Source organism: Pseudomonas sp. ESBL9, from assembly GCF_036668715.1.
In the GTDB taxonomy this organism is placed as follows: domain Bacteria; phylum Pseudomonadota; class Gammaproteobacteria; order Pseudomonadales; family Pseudomonadaceae; genus Aquipseudomonas; species Aquipseudomonas lundensis.
Genome location: NZ_JAZEVV010000003.1, coordinates 152,673 through 171,238 on the forward strand (window position 1 = coordinate 152,673; position 18,566 = coordinate 171,238).

Genomic DNA, 18,566 nt, shown 5'->3' on the forward strand with positions numbered 1-18,566 from the left:
ATGGCGTTAGCCAAACGCATCATCCCTTGCCTGGACGTGGATAACGGCCGGGTCGTCAAGGGCGTCAAGTTCGAGAACATCCGCGATGCGGGCGATCCGGTCGAAATCGCCCGTCGCTACGATGAGCAGGGTGCCGACGAAATTACGTTCCTCGACATCACCGCCAGCGTCGATGGTCGCGACACCACGCTGCACACCGTTGAGCGCATGGCCAGCCAGGTGTTCATCCCGCTGACCGTGGGCGGTGGCGTGCGCTGCATTCAGGACATCCGCAACCTGCTGAATGCGGGCGCAGACAAGGTCTCGATCAATACGGCCGCCGTGTTCAACCCTGAGTTTGTGGGCGAGGCCGCGCAGCATTTCGGTTCGCAGTGCATCGTGGTGGCGATTGACGCCAAGAAGGTGTCTTTGCCGGGCGAAACCCCGCGCTGGGAAATCTTCACCCACGGTGGGCGCAAGCCAACCGGGCTGGATGCCGTTGAGTGGGCGATGAAGATGGAAGGGCTGGGCGCGGGTGAAATTCTGCTCACCAGCATGGATCAGGACGGCATGAAAAGCGGTTTCGATCTGGGCGTGACCCGCGCCATCAGTGATGCACTGGGGATTCCGGTGATCGCCTCGGGCGGCGTCGGCAACCTTCAGCATTTGGCCGATGGCATCCTTGAAGGCCACGCCAGTGCTGTGTTGGCGGCGAGTATTTTCCACTTTGGCGAATACACCGTGCCCGAGGCCAAGGCCTACATGGCTGAGCGCGGGATCGTGGTGCGCTAACCCGAAAGGCTACTGGACAAGCATGGCGAGCCCACGGCACTCTTGGGCACGCCATGGATTCAGGTCGCCCGTATGTTGAAACGAATAGTGCCCGTTGTTGCCAGCGCCACTCTGTTGCTGGCCAGCGCCGTGTTTGCTGCGGATGTTCCACGAACGTCGCTGGTGTTGCTGACTGAGAATTTTCCGCCTTACAACATGGCGAAAAACGGCAAGAACTTCGCTCAAGACCAGAACCTCGAAGGCATCGCCGTCGATGTACTGCGCGCTACCTTTGCCCGTGCGGGCATTCCCTACAGCATGACCCTGCGGTTCCCTTGGGAGCGTATCTACAACCTTGCCCTGGAAAAACCCGGCTTTGGCGTGTTCGTCACCGCCCGTGTGCCGGAGCGCGAGGCGTTGTTCAAATGGGTCGGGCCCATCGGCCCGGATGACTGGGTGTTACTGGCCCGCGCCGACAGTCCGATCAGCCTGACTTCGCTGGAGCAGGCCCGGCCATACCGGATCGGCGCCTACAAAGAAGACGTGATTGCGCTCGACCTTCAGAAAAAAGGCCTGAACCCCGTGATTGTGTTGCGCGATCAGGACAACGCGAGAAGGCTGCAAGCGGGCAAGATCGACCTGTGGGCCACGGGCGATCCGGCCGGGCGTTTTCTGGCGCGACAAGTGGGCATTTCAGGGTTCAAGACGGTGTTGCGATTCCATCAGGCCGAACTGTATCTGGCGCTGAATAAAGAAGTGCCTGACGCCGTGGTGGCCAAATTGCAGAACGCGCTCGATGAACTGCGGGCCGAAGGCGTGGTTGAGAAAATCCGCGCGAAGTATTTGTAACTCACGCCCTGCCTGTCGTCGCTCTCTGGGCATGCGGCGGCTTAACCCGCCACCACCTCAGCCCGCAGCGACACGCGCTTTTAGCGGTAAACCCCGTCCTTGCCGTGCCCGGCCATGGCCTTGTTGCTGCGCACGCCGATCATTTGCCGAATATCAATCCAGTCGATGCCCTGGGCTTTGAGCTTGGGCAGTTCGCGCTCCAGTACCGCCAGTGTTTGTGGGTACGGGTGGCCGATCATCACCGCCGAGCCTTGCTTGCGGGCGAGTTTGATCGCGGTTTCAAGCTGCGTGGTGATGGCTTGCTCGGTGCGCACGTCGTCCAGAAAGACGTCCCGCGACACGCTCGCCAGGCCAATTTTTTGCGCCTCGGCGGCGGCGACCGTTTGCGCGCTGGTGCGGCTGTCGACAAAGAACTTGTGCCGACGCTGCAAGTCGCCCATCAACCACGCCATGGCCTGGGGTTGGGAGGTCATGCGGCTGCCCATGTGGTTGTTGATGCCACTGGTGTAGGGCACGGCCTTGAACGCAGCGTTCAGGCGTTTTTCGAGTTCGTCGAGCGGCAAGTCGGGGTGCCATGCAAACGGGCCGGTGGCCGGGTCCATGGGCATGTGCAGGATGACGATCTTGCCCGCCTTGTAGGCTTCGCGGGCAAATTCGGCGGCGTGGGGCGTGTCGGGCATGATCGCCGTGGTGACCGGGCCGGGCAGGCCCAGCACGCGGCGGTCGCGTGGCAGGTTTTGCCCCAGGTCATCGATGATCAGGCTCAGGTAAGCCTTGTGCGCGGTGGCGGGATGACTGGCCGGCGCCGCGTGGGCGGCACCGGTCAGGCAGCAGAGCAGACTGAGGACGAGCGAAAAACGCATCTCAATTGCCGCGCGTAATGCTCAGCCCCTTGAGCAGGCTCAGCGCCTGGCTCAACTGGAAGTCGTCATCCTGTGGCATCGGTTTGGCTTTCACGCCAGAGCCGGTCGGCTTGTCCGCACCGCCGTTGCCATTGCCGAGGTGACCTTGCAGGTCGGCTTCCTTGAAGTACTCGGTGTCTTGCTCGCGGGTGATTTTGGCGCGGTTGACTTCGATGTCCGGCACGATGCCCTGGGCCTGAATCGAGCGGCCGTTGGGCGTGAAATACAGCGCGGTGGTGATTTTCAGCGCCCGGTCATTGTTCAGTGGCAACACGGTTTGCACCGAGCCTTTGCCGAAGCTGGTGGTGCCCATGACCACGCCGCGTTTTTGGTCTTGCAGGGCACCTGCCACGATTTCCGAGGCCGAGGCGCTGCCGCCGTTGATCAGCACCACCAGCGGTACGTTTTCGCTGAGGTCCTTGCCGGTGGCCGAGAAACGCAGTTCGGAGTTGGCGATCCGCCCTTTGGTGTAGACGATCAGGCCCTTGGTGATGAAGTGATCCACCACTTCGACTGCCGATTGCAGCACGCCGCCGGGGTTGTTGCGCAGGTCGAGAATGATGCCCTTGAGCTTTTTGTTGCCATTGTCACGGCGCAACTTGGCGAGGGCCGCGGCGACTTCTTCGCCGGTCTTGACCTGGAACTGGGTAATGCGGATGTAGCCGTAGCCGTCTTCGAGCAATTGCGCTTTCACGCTTTTGACCTGGATGTTGGCGCGGGTGAGGTTCACGTCAAACGGCGTGCCGCCATCGCGTACCAGGGTCAGGGTGATTTTTTGCCCGACCTTGCCGCGCATCTTGTCCACGGCTTCGGTCATGGTCAGGCCGCGGGTCGGCTGGCCATTGATCTTGACGATAAAGTCGCCTGCCTGAATCCCGGCCTTGCTGGCAGGGGTGTCGTCGATGGGCGACACGATTTTGATATTGCCGTCTTCGGTGCCGACTTCGATCCCCAGCCCGCCGAATTCGCCGCTGGTGCTTTCTTGCAGCTCCGCGAAATCCTCAGGGCCCAGGTACGCAGAGTGCGGATCAAGGTTGCTGAGCATGCCTTTGATGGCGTTTTCGAGCAGGGTCTTGTCGTCCACCGGCTCAACGTACGCGGCTTTGATGCGGTCCATGACCTCGGCAAAGGTGCGCAGCTCATCCAGCGGCAGCGGGGCCTTGGCGCTGGCACTGGCGGCAGCGGCGGCGGGCTGGGCGGTCTGCCCGGCCGCCAGGGCCAGAGGCGAAGCAATCACCAGGGCGATTGTCAGGGCCAGCGAGTTGAGGCGGGACAAGTGCGGCATGTTGAGCGAACTCCTACGTATTAAAGGTGATGGGCTCATCCTTGAGCGCGGCACCATTGTGCGGGGTCGCTCGGGCGGCCCTGCTGACGAATAGCAAAATACAGCGCTGGCGTGGCCTGGCCACCGCTGTTACCCACGGTGGAAATCACTTCCCCGGCTTTTACGATGTCTCCAGCCGACTTGAGCAGCGTCTGGTTGTGGCCATACAAGCTCAAGTAGCCATTACCGTGGTCCAGGATGACCAACTGGCCCGCACCGCGCAGCCAGTCGGCAAACACCACGCGTCCGCCATGCACGGCGTGCACCTGAGTGCCCGCGCCTGCGCTGATCATCACGCCATCCCACTTGGTACGGGCATCATCGCCACGGCTTTCACCGAAGCGCGCAAGCAATCGACCATCAACGGGCCACGGAAGTTTGCCGCGTGCCTGAGAAAAAGGTCCGCCATACGAAACCCCGGCGCTGGAGACCAGTGCGCCGGGTGTGGATTTGACGGGTTTACGCGGGGCGTCGGTCACAACCGATTCAGCCTCGCGCTGGCGTTTACGTTCGGCTTCTTGCTGGGCCAGCAAGGCTTTCTGGCGTGCGGCCTCGGCTTCGCGTGCCTGACGCGCCAGGGTTTCTTCGATGGTCTTGAGGACTTTAGCCAGATCTGCCTGATCCTGCTCGCGGGCCTGCAACTTCTGGTCGCGGTCTTTGACGTCCTTGTTGAGCTTGGCCAGGACTTGCTGGCGCTCGGCTTTGACCTTGTCGAGTTCGGCGCGCTGGCTGTCGAGGTCGCTTTTTTGCGTCAACAATTGCGCCTGTTGCTGGTTGATGTCGGCTTCGACGTTGGCCAGTTGGCGCAGGGTCTCATTGAACCCTTTGAGCTGCTCCAGGCGGGCCTGGCTCAGGTAGTCGTAATAGGTGAGGGTGCGGGCGAATTTTTCGGGGTGTTGTTGGTTGAGCAGCATTTTCAGGTATTCCTGACGGCCGCCCTGATACGCGGCCCGGGCCTGAATGGCGATCAGGCGTTGCTGTTCAACTTTTGCGCTGTTGAGTTTTTTTTTCTCACTATCAAGGCGCAGCAGCTCGCCTTCACTCTTTTTTAGTTCTTTTTGGAGCTCCTCTACCTGTTTTTCCAGCTTGCCGATGTCGGTCTCGGTGCTGCGCAGGTCTTTCTGCACGCCGGATTTTTCTTCCTGGAGTTTGCCGAGCAGTTTTTTCAGCTCGCCGATGTCCTGGCGGGTGGCTTCAAGCTGTTGTTGGGTTTGCGCACGCTCATCGGCAAAGGCCGGTTGCAGCATGCACGTGAGAGTCAGGGCTATAAGGGCGCGGAGCATGGGGCGGGCGACACCTGGGGAATGGGACGGCCTAGTATGCCCGCCCTCGTTAAGTATGAGAAATCCGTGAGATGAAATACCCGTAGTCGCTGCCGCAGGCTGTGAAGGGCGGTGCATACGCCGGTTTGCTTGAGCGTTGCACCGTCCTTGTGGGCAGCCTGTGCCAGCGTCACAGGTTTACATTAGTCGACCAGGATCGATTTGCCGGTCATTTCTGCTGGCTGTGGCAAGCCCAGCAACTTAAGCATGGTCGGTGCCACGTCGGCCAGGACGCCGCCCTCACGCACCTTGAAGTTGCGTTTGCCGACATAAATGAACGGCACCGGCTCGCAGGTGTGAGCCGTGTGCGCCTGGCCGGTGCACGCGTCGGACATCTGCTCGACGTTGCCGTGGTCGGCCGTAATCAGGGCTTCGCCGCCGACTTTTTCCAGCGCTTCGACAATCCGGCCCACGCAGGTGTCCAGGCATTCCACGGCTTTGACTGCGGCATCGAATACGCCGCTGTGGCCCACCATGTCGCCGTTGGCGTAGTTGACCACGATCACGTCGTAACGCTGGTGCTCAATGGCATCGACGATTTTGTCGGTGACTTCGGGCGCGCTCATTTCAGGCTGCAGGTCGTAGGTCGCGACTTTCGGTGAGGGCACCAGGATGCGTTCTTCGCCCGGGAATGGTTCTTCGCGGCCGCCGGAGAAGAAGAAGGTCACGTGGGCGTATTTTTCGGTTTCGGCAATGCGCAGCTGGGTTTTGCCGTTCTTCGCCAGGTAATCGCCCAGCACGTTTTCCAGGCTGCCCGGCGCGAATGCGCTCGGAGCCGGAATGCTGGCCGCGTATTGGGTCAGCATCACAAAGTCGGCCAGTTTTGGCTGACGGGCACGCGCAAACGCCGTGAAGTCGTCTTCGACGAACGCGCGGCTCAGCTCGCGGGCGCGGTCGGCGCGGAAGTTCATGAACACCACGGCATCGCCGTCTTCAACGGTGACCGGCTCGCCGAGGGTGGTGGCTTTGACGAATTCGTCGCTTTCGCCACGGGCGTACGCCGCTTCCAGGCCTTCTTGGGCGGTGGCGGCGTTGAACTGGCCTTTGCCATCGACAATCAGGTTGTACGCTTGCTCGACGCGGTCCCAGCGGTTATCGCGGTCCATGGCGAAGTAGCGACCGATCAAGCTCGCAATGCGGCCTTTGCCGAGGTCTTTGAAGGCCTCGTCCAGCAACTCAATCGAAGAGGACGCGCTTTTGGGCGGGGTGTCACGGCCATCCAGGAACGCGTGCAGGTAGATCTTTTCGGCGCCGCGCTTGAACGCCAGTTCGGCCATAGCCACCAGGTGGTCCTGATGGCTATGCACGCCACCGTCGGACAGCAGGCCCATGATGTGCACGGCCTTGCCCTGGGCAACAGCCTTGTCGACCGCCGCGCAAAGGGTCGGGTTTTCGAAGAACTCGCCATCGCGGATCGATTTGGTGACACGGGTGAAGTCTTGATACACCACGCGGCCAGCGCCCAGGTTCATGTGGCCAACCTCGGAGTTGCCCATTTGCCCGTCCGGCAAGCCGACATCCATGCCTGAACCTGAGATCAGGCCGTTTGGCATGCTTGCGCAGAGACGATCGAGCACCGGTTTCTTGGCCGAATAAACGGCGTTGTATTCGTGGCTTTCACTGTGACCGAAGCCATCCAGGATGATCAGGACCAAAGGTTTAGGCGTGGTAGTCATAGATCCCACTCGTGGCTGGTTTAGAAGAAGGGTTGCAGAGGACGGGCAGTTTAAAGCGAAGTTCATGTGGCGTCACCGCCGGGCGGGGTTTGGCCGACCAAGGCGGCTGTGTATACTGGCCCACATTTTACGACCCTGGAACCTTCTGATGGTTGATCACCTGATTGCATTTGCCACTTCTCACTACCTGTTGGTGGGCGCGTTTGTCATCCTGCTGGCGTTGTTGATTGCCCACGAAATGAGCCGTGGCGGACGTAGCATCAGCACCGGCGAACTGACCGGCCTGGTCAACCGCGACGAGGGTGTGGTGATTGATATTCGCCCGGCCAAGGACTTCGCTGCCGGCCACATCGTGGGGGCGCTGAATATTCCGCAAGACAAGCTGATGGCGCGCATTGCCGAGCTGGACAAGCACAAGGGCAAGACCCTGATCCTGGTTGACGCTCAAGGCCAGCACTCCGGTTCCCATGCGCGTGAACTGTTGAAAGCCGGTTACAACGCAGCCAAGTTGTCCGGTGGCATCGCCAGCTGGCGCGCCGATAACCTGCCTGTGGTGAAGTAACCATGTCCAAGGTCACCGTGTATTCCAGCGACTATTGCCCCTACTGCATGCGGGCCAAGGCCCTGCTAGAAAAGAAAGGCGTCGCCTTTGAGGAAATCAAGGTCGATGGCAAGCCACAGGTGCGCGCCGACATGGCCCAGAAAGCAGGCCGTACCTCCGTGCCGCAAATCTGGATCGGTGACACGCACGTTGGCGGCTGCGATGACCTGTTTGCGCTTGAGCGTGCCGGTAAATTGGACGCGCTGCTGCACGTCTGACTCTCATTCTCTATAAGCCCCAAGATCAACAAGGATCTGTGATGACTGACCAACAGAACACCGCTGCGACTGAAGACGATACTTCCCCACAATTCTCGCTGCAGCGTATCTACGTGCGTGACCTGTCGTTCGAAGCGCCGAAAAGCCCGGCTATCTTCCGTCAGCAGTGGGAACCGACCGTTGCGCTGGATCTGAACACTCGTCAGAAGCCGCTGGAAGGTGATTTCTACGAAGTCGTGCTGACCTTGTCGGTCACGGTCAAAAACGCTGAAGAAGTGGCGTTCATTGCTGAAGTGCAACAGGCTGGCATCTTCCTGATCAAAAACCTTGATGCGGGCTCGATGAACCACACGTTGGGCGCGTTCTGCCCGAACATCTTGTTCCCTTATGCCCGTGAAACCCTGGACAGCCTGGTGACCCGTGGTTCGTTCCCGGCCCTGATGCTGTCGCCGGTGAACTTCGATGCCCTGTACGCGCAAGAGCTGCAGCGCATGCAGGAAGAAGGCACACCGACTGTTCAATAAACAGCCGATGTGACAAAAAAAGCGCCGTAACGGCGCTTTTTTTATGGGGCTGGCCCTGTATTACTTGAAGCCCAACTGACGCCAGGCTTCATACACCGCGACGGCCACGGTGTTGGACAGGTTCAGGCTGCGGCAGCCTTCGCGCATCGGCAGGCGCAAGCGGTGCTCGCCGTCCAGTGCGTCGAGCACTTCAGGCGGCAGACCACGGCTTTCAGGACCGAAGATAAAGGCATCGCCCTCGGCAAACTGAACGTCGTGAAACGGCTTTGAGCCTTTGGTGGTGAAGGCGAACAGGCGCGGATGCCCCAGGCTTTCAAGGCAACTGGCCAGATCGGCATGGCGCTTGAGCGGCGCATACTCGTGGTAATCGAGCCCGGCGCGGCGCAGGCGCTTGTCGTCGAGCTCAAAGCCGATGGGCTCAATCAAATGCAGGTGGCAGCCGCTGTTGGCGCACAGCCTGATAATGTTGCCGGTATTCGGCGGAATTTCTGGTTGAAAAAGGATGACGTGAAACATGCACGGCTCCGAACGTAAAGATGGGCACGATTCTACTCCCGAAGAGGACCCGCGACCTAAACTCTGGCCGCGTGTTTTGGGTTCTTTGGCGATTGTCGGGTTAATGGTGGGCATGATGATTGGTCGGTTGACCACGCCCGAGCCGGTTCAATTGCAGCACGTAGAGGTGTTGCCGGGCGCCCTGGCGGTGTGGTTCAGCGATGAGCCCAAGCTGCATGGGGAGATGGTCGACGGCACGGTGGGTCTGTTGTTCGATGCCCAGGGCAAGGCGCAGAACGGTCAGTTCACGCTCAACGGTAAAGAGGTGAACTGGCGGGTGCGACGCACCGACGGTGGGTTGTTGCTGACGGTGGTGGCGGCCCGTGCGCTGCAGGGCGACTGGGTCGGTGCGCCGCAGGACGGGCGCTGGCGTTTGCAGGTCAATCTGCGTGAGCAATAAAAGAGGGAAGTCCGGCCTGCCTGTACCGAGTTCCCCAAACCGGGGTGCGCGTTCATGCACAGGGCATCAAGGTCGCGGGTGTAAAAGTGGGGAGTCCTGGCCTGCCTGTACCAGGGTCCCCTAAAGCGTTATCAGGGTTATTGCAGGGTGCGTGCCAGTTTTTGCAACGGGCTCACAAAAAAATGACCACAGACGCAAAAGCCCCGGATTCCGGGGCTTTTTTGTCAGGTCGCGGTTTATGGCACGCAGTGAGCCTCAAACCCTTGAGTCAGAGCGGTGCACGCAAATGGTGCATGCTGCCAGCCAAGGGTGCGAGGCCGGTCTTTTGGCGCGGTGAATCAGGTGTCTTCACCGTCGTCCTCGTCGCCGTCAATCTTCATTCCGAGTTCTTTGATCTTGCGGGTCAGGGTGTTGCGTCCCCAACCCAGCAGCACGGCGGCGTCGCGACGGCGCCCGGCGGTGTGCTTGAGGGCGGTCTCGATCATGATGCGTTCAAACGTCGGCACAGCGCTGTCCAGCAAGTTGGACTGACCCCGGGCCAGCGCCTGATCGGCCCACTGGCGCAAGGCCTGCTCCCAGTTGGTGACGGGCGATGCGTCGTGCTGCAGGTTGAGCAGTTCGGGGGGCAGGTCGCTGATGTGGACTTCGCGGCCTGACGCCATCACGGTGATCCAGCGGCAAGTGTTCTCCAACTGGCGCACGTTGCCGGGCCATGGCAGGTTTTTCAGGTATTGCTCGGTTTCGGCCTTGAGCAGCTTGGGCTCGACGGACAACTCTTGCGCCGCGCTGCTGAGGAAGTGGCGGGCCAGGGTCGGGATGTCTTCGCGGCGGTCCGACAGGCGCGGGATGTGGATGCGGATGACGTTCAGCCGGTGGAACAAGTCTTCGCGGAACTTGCCCGCCTGCACCAGGGTTTCGAGGTTCTGGTGGGTGGCGGCGATGATGCGCACGTCGACCTTGACCGGTGTGTGCCCGCCGACACGGTAGAACTCGCCGTCGGCCAGCACTCGCAGCAGGCGGGTTTGCGTATCGGCCGGCATGTCACCGATTTCATCCAGAAACAGGGTGCCGCCGTCGGCTTGCTCAAAGCGCCCGCGGCGCAAGTTGGCTGCGCCGGTAAACGCGCCTTTTTCGTGGCCGAACAGCTCGGACTCCATCAGGTCTTTGGGGATGGCGGCCATGTTCAGCGCAATAAAGGGCGAGGCAGCACGCGGGCTGTGGCGGTGCAGGGCGTGGGCGACCAGCTCTTTGCCGGTGCCCGACTCGCCATTGATCAGTACGGTGATGTTGGAATGGCTCAAGCGCCCGATGGCGCGAAACACTTCTTGCATCGCTGGCGCTTCGCCGATGATTTCAGGCGTTGGAGCCAGCGCAGGCGCCACAGACAAGCCTTGCTGCTCCTGCGCGTGCTGATTGGCGCGCTTGACCAGCGACACGGCTTCATCGACGTCAAATGGCTTGGGCAGGTACTCAAAGGCGCCGCCCTGATAGGACGCGACTGCGCTGTCCAGGTCCGAGTGCGCGGTCATGATGATCACGGGCAGGCGCGGGTGTTGCTCGCGGATCCTGGCCAGCAAATCCAGGCCGCTGGCACCCGGCATGCGGATATCGGAAATGATCACGTCCGGTTGCTGGCGAGCCAGGCGACTCATGACACCATCGGCGCTGTCGAAGCTTTGTGTGGTCATGCCTTCCTGTTGCAAGGCTTTTTCCAGGACCCAGCGGATTGAACGGTCGTCGTCGACGATCCACACGGTTTCACTTCGGCTCATGTCGATGCGGCTCCTTGTTCCAGTGGCAGAAAGATCGAGAAGAGCGTGTGGCCGGGGTGGCTTTCACACTCGATCAACCCCTGATGCTGACTGATGATGTTCTGGGTGATGGCCAGCCCGAGTCCGGTACCGTCCGGGCGGCCGCTGACCATCGGGAAGAAGAGGGTGTCTTGCAACTCGGCCGGGATGCCCGGCCCGTTGTCGATAATTTCGATTTTGGTGACCAGTCGATGGCGAATATGGCCAATGGTGAACTGGCGCATGGCGCGGGTGCGCAGGGTGATACGCCCCAGCCGCAGTTCGTTTTGGCCGCCGATGGCCTGCATCGCATTGCGCACGATATTGAGCACGGCCTGAATCATTTGCTCACGGTCGATCAGCAGGTCGGGCAGGCTGGGGTCGTAGTCGCGCACCAGGGTGATGCTGCCCTGGGTCTCGGCCTCGACCAGGTTGCAGACCCGTTCCAGGACTTCGTGCACATTGGTCATGGCCAGCAGCGGCAGCTTGTTGGAGCCCAGCATGCGGTCCACGAGGTTACGCAGGCGGTCTGCTTCTTCAATGATGACGTTGGTGTAGTCACGCAAGCCTTCGTCCGGTAACTGGCGAGCCAGTAGCTGGGCGGCCCCGCGGATACCGCCCAAGGGATTCTTGATTTCGTGTGCCAGCCCGCGCACCAGCATTTTGCTGGTCTCTTGCTTGGACAGCTGGGCTTCTTCTTTGGTGATGCGCAGCAAGCGGTCACGCGGATGCACTTCGAGCAGTAGCAGCGTGGTGCCGGCGCTCAGGATCGGCGTAACGGCGTAGTCCACGGTCAGGGTTTGACCGGTGAGCGAGGTCAGCATGGCTTCACGCTTGGTAAACGGGTGTGCCTGTTCAACGGCCTGACGCAATGAATGCAGGGCTTCGGTGGATTCGGTGAACAGTTCGCTGATGAATTGCCCATGACTGCGTTGACCGCTGATGGCCAGTAGCATCTCGGCTGCGGGGTTCATGTACTCAAGGCGCAAGTCGGCATTGAGCAGCAGGGTCGCTGTGGTCAGGTTGTCGAGTAGCAGTCGGTGCAAGGCATCACTGATGGTCATGGGCCGATCCCGGATTACGTGCGCGGGTTACACGCTGAGACGAGGAAAATGCAAAAACCAAACCAAGGCTCCGAAAAGAAGCGCGATTCGCCAGAAATAAGGGGTTACAGGTGGTTTATAGGGCGAAAACGAAGGCTTCACGCTGCGAGTCGAACCAAAGTGGACCGCAGGGCTTCAAGAAACGGTTATCTATGCACCAATATAGTGCAATTTTTGGTGAAAGCATTCAGTTCGCCTGCACAGGGTCGGGTCAGCGCGTGAAGAGCGCTAACGCAAGCGCGCGCGTTGCAGGTGAAATGTCGCGTCAGCACTGCGTTGCACCTCGGTGTTGCCGTGCAGAATGCGCGCGGCGAGGCGGTGTTCTCCCCGGTCAACGTTATCCAGCTTTATCTCGCGTGAGCGGCCGGGAACACCGTAGGGCGTGCCGTCCAGTACTAACTGGAGGCGGTGCCCCGCTCGAAGCGGCGGCTCGACCCGCACCTGAACGCTGAACGTCCCGTTGTTGGCCCTCAGGGCTTGACCTTCGGGCAGGCCGCTGACTTCCAGCATGGTGTACCTGAAGAGCACCGGCGGGCTTTCACGCTCGGGTAATAACGCCTGCGGATTGGTCTGCGGGGCTATTGCCCGTGCCGGGAGCCGATTGAGGGGTGTCAGCACCACCGGCGCGCTGAGCACATGGCGGCTGGGCGTGTCGGTGTAGTGGGGTGTGCCGCCCTCGTCGATGTAGGTGTAAGGTTGCGCAGCACCGGGCACGGCGATCAGCCCAAGGGTCAGCAGCAGCAGGCTATGCATGGCTGGCTCAGTCGGGTTTGGAGAGCGGCAGGCCTGTGGCGCCCGCGTAAAAAACGATCAGTTCCACGGGCGTGTTGCCGCTGGTTCCGCGGTGAGGCACGTTCACCACCTCAGGCAGCACCTGACCGGGCTTGAGCCGGGTGTGTTTGCCGTCGCGGGTTTCTACGAGCAGTTCGCCGGAAATCAGATACGCCGCATTGGGCATTGGGTGGGTGTGCCAGTTGAGGGTGGTTTTGGCGGGAATGGTAATTTTCAACACGCTTAATTCTGGCCGCCCCTCGGGGTACGCCTCGTAGCGCGTCCCTTCCCAGGCGTGTGCGGTTTTAAGGAGCTGTTCGGTCTGTACGGCGGTTGAGGTCTGCGCACAGCCCGTCAAGCTCAGGCAGGCAGTGATGAACAGGGAGGAGGGGATAAGACGTGAGCGCACCATCAGCGAATCCTTGCGTGGTTTTGAAACCGTGATTGAGTGGACTCACGCTACGCAGAACGGCGGGGACTGGCTGTCGGTCAGGAGAGATCTGCCGTGCAAGCCGGGGCTGGAATCGGTGTAAGAACGAGCAAAAAAAACCTCCCGAAGGAGGTTTTTTTATTCACGCGGCCAGCGCCGGTGTCACGGGATTAGCAGCTGTAGTACAGCTCGTATTCCAGTGGGTGTACGAAGGTGCGTACTTTGATTTCTTCTTCGCTTTTCAGGGCGATGTAAGCGTCGATGAAGTCGTCGCTGAACACGCCGCCTTTGGTCAGGAACGCACGGCCCTTGTCCAGTTCTTCCAGCGCTTCTTTCAAGCTGCCGCACACCTGCGGGATTTCTTTCGCCTCTTCAGGCGGCAGGTCGTACAGGTTTTTGTCGGCGGCGTCGCCCGGGTGGATCTTGTTCTGGATACCGTCCAGACCCGCCATCATCAGTGCTGCGAAGCACAGGTATGGGTTGGCTGCCGGGTCCGGGAAACGGGCTTCGATACGGCGAGCCTTGGGGCTGGACACGTAAGGAATACGGATCGAGGCAGAACGGTTGCGTGCCGAGTAGGCCAGCATCACCGGCGCTTCGAAGCCTGGCACCAGACGCTTGTAGGAGTTGGTCGACGGGTTGGTGAAGCCGTTCAGGGCCTTACCGTGCTTGATGATGCCGCCGATGAAGTACAGAGCGGTGTCGGACAGGCCGGCATAGCCTTCGCCAGCGAAGGTGTTCTTGCCTTCTTTGGAGATGGACATGTGCACGTGCATGCCTGAACCGTTGTCGCCGTACAGCGGTTTGGGCATGAAGGTCGCGGTGCGGCCGTAAGCGTCAGCCACGTTGTGTACGCAGTACTTCAGGGTCTGAACTTCGTCAGCCTTTTTCACCAGGGTGTTGAACTGCACGCCGATTTCGTTCTGGCCAGCCGTTGCCACTTCGTGGTGATGAACTTCGATGACCAGGCCCATTTCTTCCATGGCGTTGCACATGGAGGTACGGATTTCGTGGTCGTGGTCGAACGGTGGAACCGGGAAGTAGCCGCCCTTGATGCCTGGACGGTGGCCACGGTTGCCGCCTTCAACGTCCTGGTCGGACATCCACGAACCTTGTTCGGAGTAGATCTTGAACATGGAGCCGGAGATGTCGGACTTGAATTTCACTTCGTCGAAGATGAAGAACTCAGGCTCTGGGCCAACGAATACGGTGTCGCCGATACCGGTGGACTTCAGGTATTCCTCGGCACGGTTGGCGATCGCGCGCGGGTCGCGGTCATAGCCTTGCATGGTCGAAGGTTCGATGATGTCGCACACCAGGATCAGCGTTGGCTGCTCGGTGAACGGGTCCAGGACCGCTGTGCTGTCGTCTGGCAGCAGGATCATGTCGGAAGCTTCGATGCCTTTCCAGCCAGCGATGGAGGAGCCGTCGAACATCTTGCCGTCGGTGAAGAAGTTTTCATCGAGCGCATCACGGGCCGGCATGGTCACGTGGTGCTGAGTACCTTTGGTGTCCGTGAAGCGCAGATCAATCCACTTGACGTCATGATCTTTGATGAGTTGAACCGACTTCGACATATGTCCTCCGGGGTGGCTTCGGGCGGGTAAGTAGTGGTGCGCCCTTAGTAATGTGCTTGATGCCGGCGCGAATACTCTGCCAAGGCAACCTGCCTCACAAGGGAGCAAATTGCATGCCAGTGCCCTGACTTGGGTGTAATGCGCCAAACTCAGGCAGGTAAGCGGTGCAGCCTACCGATTCGTGCCTGTTATCGCACTCAAATGAAGCGAAAACCTGCCCTTTTGCTCTATTTTGGTGCGACCAAAACCGTTTGTACGATAACTGGTTAAACCTTGAGCAATTTCCGCTATAATCCGCGCCCCCCTTTTTTGGCAGGCTGCTCGCGCGCTGTTTTCATGAAACTAATCGTTAAAGTCTTCCCCGAGATCACTATCAAGAGCCGCCCGGTTCGGATGCGTTTTGTCCGTCAATTGGCCAAAAACATCCGTACCGTGCTCCGCGATCTGGACCCGGCTGTGGTAGTGAGCGGTGTGTGGGACAACATCGAGCTGCAAACGCGTGTGAGCGACCCCAAAGCCCTGAAAGAGATGACCGAACGCCTGAGCTGCATGCCGGGCATCGCGCATTTTCTGCAGGTGGATGAGTACCCGTTGGGCGACTTCGACGACATCGTCGAGAAGTGCAAACTGCACTTCGGCGATTCGCTGGCCGGCAAGGTCTTTTCGGTGCGCTGCAAGCGCGCGGGCAAGCACCCTTTTTCCTCGATGGACGTCGAGAAATATGTGGGCAGCAAGCTGCGTCGTGAGTGCGGTGCGGCCGGAATCTCGCTGAAAAACCCGGAAATCGAAGTCCGGATCGAAATTCGCGACCAACGGTTGTTTGTGATTCACAACCAGCACGACAGCATTGGCGGCTACCCGCTGGGCGCGCTGGAACAGACGCTGGTGCTGATGTCCGGTGGTTTCGACTCCACCGTCGCGGCCTACCAGATCATGCGCCGCGGCCTGATGAGCCATTTTTGCTTCTTCAACCTCGGCGGCCGTGCCCATGAACTGGGCGTGATGGAAGTCGCGCACTATATATGGAAGAAGTACGGCAGCTCGCAGCGGGTGCTGTTTGTCAGCGTGCCGTTCGAAGAAGTGCTGGGCGAAATTCTCGGCAAAGTCGATAACAGTCATATGGGCGTCATTTTGAAGCGTATGATGTTGCGCGCTGCGTCCCGTATTGCGGACCGGCTCGATATCGACGCACTGGTGACGGGCGAAGCGATCTCGCAGGTGTCCAGCCAGACGCTGCCCAACCTGTCCGTGATCGACTGCGTGACCGACAAACTGGTCTTGCGCCCGCTGATCGCCAGCCACAAACAGGACATCATCGATCTGGCGACCGAGATCGGCACGGCCGACTTCGCCAAACATATGCCTGAATATTGCGGGGTGATTTCGGTCAACCCCAAGACCCACGCCAAACGTCCGCGCGTGGAGTACGAAGAACAACAGTTTGATATGGCCGTGCTTGAGCGTGCGCTTGAGCGGGCCAAACTGGTGCCGATTGATCGGGTCATCGATGAATTGGGCCAGGACTTGCAAGTCGAAGAGGTCAGCGAAGTGCTGGCGGGACAGATCGTCCTCGACATCCGTCACCCGGATGCCCAGGAAGATCAGCCGCTGGAACTGGCTGGCATCGAAGTACAAGCGTTGCCGTTCTATGCTCTGAACAGCCGCTTCAAGGAACTGGATGACACCCGTCAGTACCTGTTGTATTGCGACAAAGGCGTGATGAGTCGCCTGCATGCTCACCATTTGCTCAGTGAGGGACATGCCAATGTGCGCGTTTATCGACCGAGCTAAGAGCCCGGGGCTGTATGCCTGTGGCCTGCGTCACCGGCCCCCCGACGCCGCCGTCAAGTTGTAACGGCAAGGCCTGACTCTATTGTTAATCGCTGCCACGACCTGTCAGCACACCGAATCCTCTGATCGAGATACACAAGTGATCGAAAATCTACGCAACATCGCCATCATTGCTCACGTTGACCACGGTAAAACCACTCTGGTAGACAAACTCTTGCGTCAATCCGGCACTCTGGAGCGCGGCGAGCTCAACGACGAGCGCGTGATGGACTCCAACGACCAGGAGAAAGAGCGCGGTATTACCATTCTGGCGAAAAACACCGCCATCAACTGGAACGGCTACCACATCAACATCGTGGACACCCCGGGCCACGCCGACTTCGGCGGTGAAGTAGAACGCGTAATGTCGATGGTTGACTCCGTTCTGCTGCTGGTTGACGCTCAAGACGGCCCTATGCCGCAAACCCGTTTCGTGACCAAGAAGGCGTTCGAAGCCGGCCTGCGTCCAATCGTGGTTATCAACAAGGTTGACCGTCCGGGCGCGCGTCCTGATTGGGTTCTGGACCAGATCTTCGATCTGTTCGACAACTTGGGCGCTACTGAAGAACAGCTGGACTTCAAAGTGGTTTACGCCTCTGCCCTGAACGGTATTGCTGGTCTTGACCACACCGACATGGCTGAAGACATGACCCCGCTGTACCAGTCGATCGTCGACAACGTACCTGCGCCGTCTGTTGACCGTGACGGTCCGTTCCAGATGCAAATCTCGGCACTGGACTACAACAGCTTCCTGGGCATTATCGGCGTTGGCCGTATTGCACGTGGTCGCGTCAAGCCGAACACCCCGGTTGTGGCCATCGACGCTGACGGCAAGCGCCGCAACGGTCGTATCCTGAAGCTGATGGGTCACCACGGTCTGCACCGTGTAGACGTTGAAGAAGCGGCTGCCGGCGACATCGTTTGTATCAGCGGTATGGACTCGTTGTTCATCTCCGACACCCTGTGCGACCCGATGAACGTTGAAGCGATGAAGCCGTTGACCGTTGACGAGCCAACCGTTTCCATGACCTTCCAGGTAAACGACTCGCCATTCTGCGGTAAAGAAGGCAAGTTCGTGACGTCCCGTAACATCAAGGAACGTCTGGACAAAGAGCTGCTGTACAACGTTGCTCTGCGCGTTGAAGAAGGCGACTCGGCTGACAAGTTCAAAGTATCGGGCCGTGGTGAATTGCACCTGTCGGTTCTGATCGAAACCATGCGTCGCGAAGGCTTCGAAATGGGCGTTGGCCGTCCAGAAGTGATCATCCGCATGGTTGACGGCGTTAAGCACGAACCGTTCGAAAACGTCACCATCGACCTGCCAGAAGAATCTCAGGGCAAGGTGATGGAAGAGATGGGCCTGCGTAAGGGCGACCTGACCAACATGGTGCCGGATGGCAAGGGCCGTGTACGTCTGGAATACAACATCCCTGCTCGCGGTCTGATCGGTTTCCGTAACCAGTTCCTGACCCTGACCAACGGTGCTGGCATCCTGACCTCGATCTTCGATCGTTACGACGTGATGAAGTCCGGCCACATGTCCGGCCGTCAGAACGGCGTTCTGGTATCGGTTGAAACAGGCAAGGCGCTGACCTACTCCCTGGAAACCCTGCAGGCGCGTGGCAAGCTGTTCGTTGAGCACGGTCAAGAGATCTACAACGGTCAGATCGTGGGCCTGAACAGCCGTGACACCGACATGGGCGTTAACCCTACCAAGGGCAAGAAGCTCGACAACATGCGTGCTTCGGGTAAAGACGAAACCATCGCTCTGGTTCCACCTGTTCGCTTCACCCTGGAACAGGCTCTGGAATTCATCCAGGACGACGAGCTGTGCGAAGTGACGCCTAAGTCCATCCGTCTTCGTAAGAAGATCCTGGACGAAGGCGAGCGTACCCGCGCTGCCAAAAAAGCCAAAAACTAAGTTAATTAGTTAGCGGTTACAAA

Annotated in this window: 18 protein-coding genes; 8 read left to right on the top strand and 10 right to left on the bottom strand. The window is 59.7% G+C overall.

Annotated features, from left to right (window positions below; all coding sequences use genetic code 11):
* On the top strand, positions 1–771 hold the full coding sequence (hisF, locus tag V6F78_RS10410) for an imidazole glycerol phosphate synthase subunit HisF (RefSeq protein WP_003438568.1): 771 nt from the start codon (positions 1–3) through the stop codon (positions 769–771).
* 72 nt (positions 772–843) lie between these two features.
* Positions 844–1,599: a substrate-binding periplasmic protein gene (locus tag V6F78_RS10415; protein ID WP_047272902.1), complete on the top strand. Its 756-nt coding sequence runs from the start codon at positions 844–846 to the stop codon at positions 1,597–1,599.
* A gap of 80 nt (positions 1,600–1,679) precedes the next feature.
* On the opposite strand, the gene V6F78_RS10420 is transcribed toward V6F78_RS10415, so the two are convergent.
* The 4 genes from V6F78_RS10420 to gpmI all read right to left on the bottom strand — a co-directional run bounded on the left by V6F78_RS10420 (position 1,680) and on the right by gpmI (position 6,823).
* On the bottom strand, positions 1,680–2,462 hold the full coding sequence (locus tag V6F78_RS10420) for a divergent polysaccharide deacetylase family protein (protein WP_047281912.1): 783 nt from the start codon (positions 2,460–2,462) through the stop codon (positions 1,680–1,682).
* Position 2,463: 1 nt separating this feature from the next.
* A complete protein-coding gene (locus tag V6F78_RS10425; protein ID WP_094991166.1) occupies positions 2,464–3,786 on the bottom strand; it encodes a S41 family peptidase in 1,323 nt (440 codons plus the stop codon).
* A gap of 35 nt (positions 3,787–3,821) precedes the next feature.
* Positions 3,822–5,108: a murein hydrolase activator EnvC family protein gene (locus V6F78_RS10430; protein ID WP_047272905.1), complete on the bottom strand. Its 1,287-nt coding sequence runs from the start codon at positions 5,106–5,108 to the stop codon at positions 3,822–3,824.
* 182 nt (positions 5,109–5,290) lie between these two features.
* Positions 5,291–6,823, bottom strand: a complete 1,533-nt coding sequence (gene gpmI, locus V6F78_RS10435) for a 2,3-bisphosphoglycerate-independent phosphoglycerate mutase (RefSeq protein ID WP_047291190.1) — start codon at positions 6,821–6,823, stop codon at positions 5,291–5,293.
* Between the two features lie 148 nt (positions 6,824–6,971).
* Here gpmI and V6F78_RS10440 point away from each other — a divergent pair, with 148 nt between their 5' ends.
* From V6F78_RS10440 to secB, 3 genes are read left to right on the top strand one after another with little or no spacing between them, the layout of a single operon-like run.
* Entirely contained in the window at positions 6,972–7,385 is a 414-nt protein-coding gene (locus tag V6F78_RS10440; protein ID WP_047272907.1) for a rhodanese-like domain-containing protein, read from the top strand.
* A 2-nt stretch (positions 7,386–7,387) separates the two neighbouring features.
* Positions 7,388–7,642: a glutaredoxin 3 gene (gene grxC, locus V6F78_RS10445; RefSeq protein ID WP_047272908.1), complete on the top strand. Its 255-nt coding sequence runs from the start codon at positions 7,388–7,390 to the stop codon at positions 7,640–7,642.
* Between the two features lie 41 nt (positions 7,643–7,683).
* Positions 7,684–8,166 carry a protein-export chaperone SecB gene (gene secB / locus V6F78_RS10450; RefSeq protein WP_047272909.1) on the top strand — a complete coding sequence of 161 codons (483 nt, stop codon included), beginning with the start codon at positions 7,684–7,686 and terminating at the stop codon, positions 8,164–8,166.
* A gap of 60 nt (positions 8,167–8,226) precedes the next feature.
* Here the strand turns inward: secB and trmL are convergent, their stop codons facing one another.
* On the bottom strand, positions 8,227–8,682 hold the full coding sequence (trmL, locus tag V6F78_RS10455) for a tRNA (uridine(34)/cytosine(34)/5-carboxymethylaminomethyluridine(34)-2'-O)-methyltransferase TrmL (RefSeq protein WP_019824836.1): 456 nt from the start codon (positions 8,680–8,682) through the stop codon (positions 8,227–8,229).
* On the opposite strand from trmL, the gene V6F78_RS10460 reads away from it, so the two are divergent.
* Complete coding sequence (locus V6F78_RS10460; protein WP_047272910.1) at positions 8,681–9,121, top strand: hypothetical protein; 441 nt, start codon at positions 8,681–8,683, stop codon at positions 9,119–9,121. The genes trmL and V6F78_RS10460 overlap by 2 nt on opposite strands.
* A gap of 338 nt (positions 9,122–9,459) precedes the next feature.
* Here the strand turns inward: V6F78_RS10460 and ntrC are convergent, their stop codons facing one another.
* The 5 genes from ntrC to glnA form a co-directional block, all read right to left on the bottom strand.
* The gene (gene ntrC / locus V6F78_RS10465) at positions 9,460–10,893 is read right to left on the bottom strand and encodes a nitrogen regulation protein NR(I) (protein WP_047272911.1); all 1,434 of its coding nucleotides are present in this window, start codon (positions 10,891–10,893) and stop codon (positions 9,460–9,462) included.
* Entirely contained in the window at positions 10,890–11,975 is a 1,086-nt protein-coding gene (glnL, locus tag V6F78_RS10470) for a nitrogen regulation protein NR(II) (RefSeq protein ID WP_047272912.1), read from the bottom strand. The genes ntrC and glnL overlap by 4 nt, the downstream gene beginning before the upstream one ends.
* A gap of 267 nt (positions 11,976–12,242) precedes the next feature.
* Positions 12,243–12,767, bottom strand: coding sequence for a DUF4124 domain-containing protein (locus tag V6F78_RS10475; protein WP_047291193.1), 525 nt, complete (start codon positions 12,765–12,767; stop codon positions 12,243–12,245).
* A gap of 7 nt (positions 12,768–12,774) precedes the next feature.
* Complete coding sequence (locus V6F78_RS10480) at positions 12,775–13,197, bottom strand: cupin domain-containing protein (RefSeq protein ID WP_186348182.1); 423 nt, start codon at positions 13,195–13,197, stop codon at positions 12,775–12,777.
* Positions 13,198–13,385: 188 nt separating this feature from the next.
* Positions 13,386–14,792: a glutamate--ammonia ligase gene (gene glnA / locus V6F78_RS10485; RefSeq protein WP_047272914.1), complete on the bottom strand. Its 1,407-nt coding sequence runs from the start codon at positions 14,790–14,792 to the stop codon at positions 13,386–13,388.
* Positions 14,793–15,128: 336 nt separating this feature from the next.
* On the opposite strand from glnA, the gene thiI reads away from it, so the two are divergent.
* Together thiI and typA are read left to right on the top strand one after the other, a co-directional pair.
* The gene (thiI, locus tag V6F78_RS10490) at positions 15,129–16,583 is read left to right on the top strand and encodes a tRNA uracil 4-sulfurtransferase ThiI (RefSeq protein WP_047279755.1); all 1,455 of its coding nucleotides are present in this window, start codon (positions 15,129–15,131) and stop codon (positions 16,581–16,583) included.
* 139 nt (positions 16,584–16,722) lie between these two features.
* Positions 16,723–18,543 (top strand): translational GTPase TypA, encoded by a 1,821-nt coding sequence (gene typA / locus V6F78_RS10495; RefSeq protein ID WP_047291195.1) that lies wholly within the window; start codon positions 16,723–16,725, stop codon positions 18,541–18,543.
* Positions 18,544–18,566 lie beyond the last annotated feature (23 nt).

Excerpts from the sequence above, each read along its gene's own strand:
- glnL (WP_047272912.1), bottom strand. The coding sequence starts at position 11,975 with ATGACCATCAGTGATGCCTTGCACCGACTGCTACTCGACAACCTGACC.
- trmL (WP_019824836.1), bottom strand. The coding sequence starts at position 8,682 with ATGTTTCACGTCATCCTTTTTCAACCAGAAATTCCGCCGAATACCGGC.
- V6F78_RS10425 (WP_094991166.1), bottom strand. The coding sequence starts at position 3,786 with ATGCCGCACTTGTCCCGCCTCAACTCGCTGGCCCTGACAATCGCCCTG.
- hisF (WP_003438568.1), top strand. The coding sequence starts at position 1 with ATGGCGTTAGCCAAACGCATCATCCCTTGCCTGGACGTGGATAACGGC.
- V6F78_RS10460 (WP_047272910.1), top strand. The coding sequence starts at position 8,681 with ATGCACGGCTCCGAACGTAAAGATGGGCACGATTCTACTCCCGAAGAG.
- thiI (WP_047279755.1), top strand. The coding sequence starts at position 15,129 with ATGAAACTAATCGTTAAAGTCTTCCCCGAGATCACTATCAAGAGCCGC.
- glnA (WP_047272914.1), bottom strand. The coding sequence starts at position 14,792 with ATGTCGAAGTCGGTTCAACTCATCAAAGATCATGACGTCAAGTGGATT.
- V6F78_RS10415 (WP_047272902.1), top strand. The coding sequence starts at position 844 with ATGTTGAAACGAATAGTGCCCGTTGTTGCCAGCGCCACTCTGTTGCTG.
- gpmI (WP_047291190.1), bottom strand. The coding sequence starts at position 6,823 with ATGACTACCACGCCTAAACCTTTGGTCCTGATCATCCTGGATGGCTTC.
- V6F78_RS10430 (WP_047272905.1), bottom strand. The coding sequence starts at position 5,108 with ATGCTCCGCGCCCTTATAGCCCTGACTCTCACGTGCATGCTGCAACCG.
- secB (WP_047272909.1), top strand. The coding sequence starts at position 7,684 with ATGACTGACCAACAGAACACCGCTGCGACTGAAGACGATACTTCCCCA.
- V6F78_RS10480 (WP_186348182.1), bottom strand. The coding sequence starts at position 13,197 with ATGGTGCGCTCACGTCTTATCCCCTCCTCCCTGTTCATCACTGCCTGC.
- grxC (WP_047272908.1), top strand. The coding sequence starts at position 7,388 with ATGTCCAAGGTCACCGTGTATTCCAGCGACTATTGCCCCTACTGCATG.
- V6F78_RS10440 (WP_047272907.1), top strand. The coding sequence starts at position 6,972 with ATGGTTGATCACCTGATTGCATTTGCCACTTCTCACTACCTGTTGGTG.
- V6F78_RS10420 (WP_047281912.1), bottom strand. The coding sequence starts at position 2,462 with ATGCGTTTTTCGCTCGTCCTCAGTCTGCTCTGCTGCCTGACCGGTGCC.
- ntrC (WP_047272911.1), bottom strand. The coding sequence starts at position 10,893 with ATGAGCCGAAGTGAAACCGTGTGGATCGTCGACGACGACCGTTCAATC.
- V6F78_RS10475 (WP_047291193.1), bottom strand. The coding sequence starts at position 12,767 with ATGCATAGCCTGCTGCTGCTGACCCTTGGGCTGATCGCCGTGCCCGGT.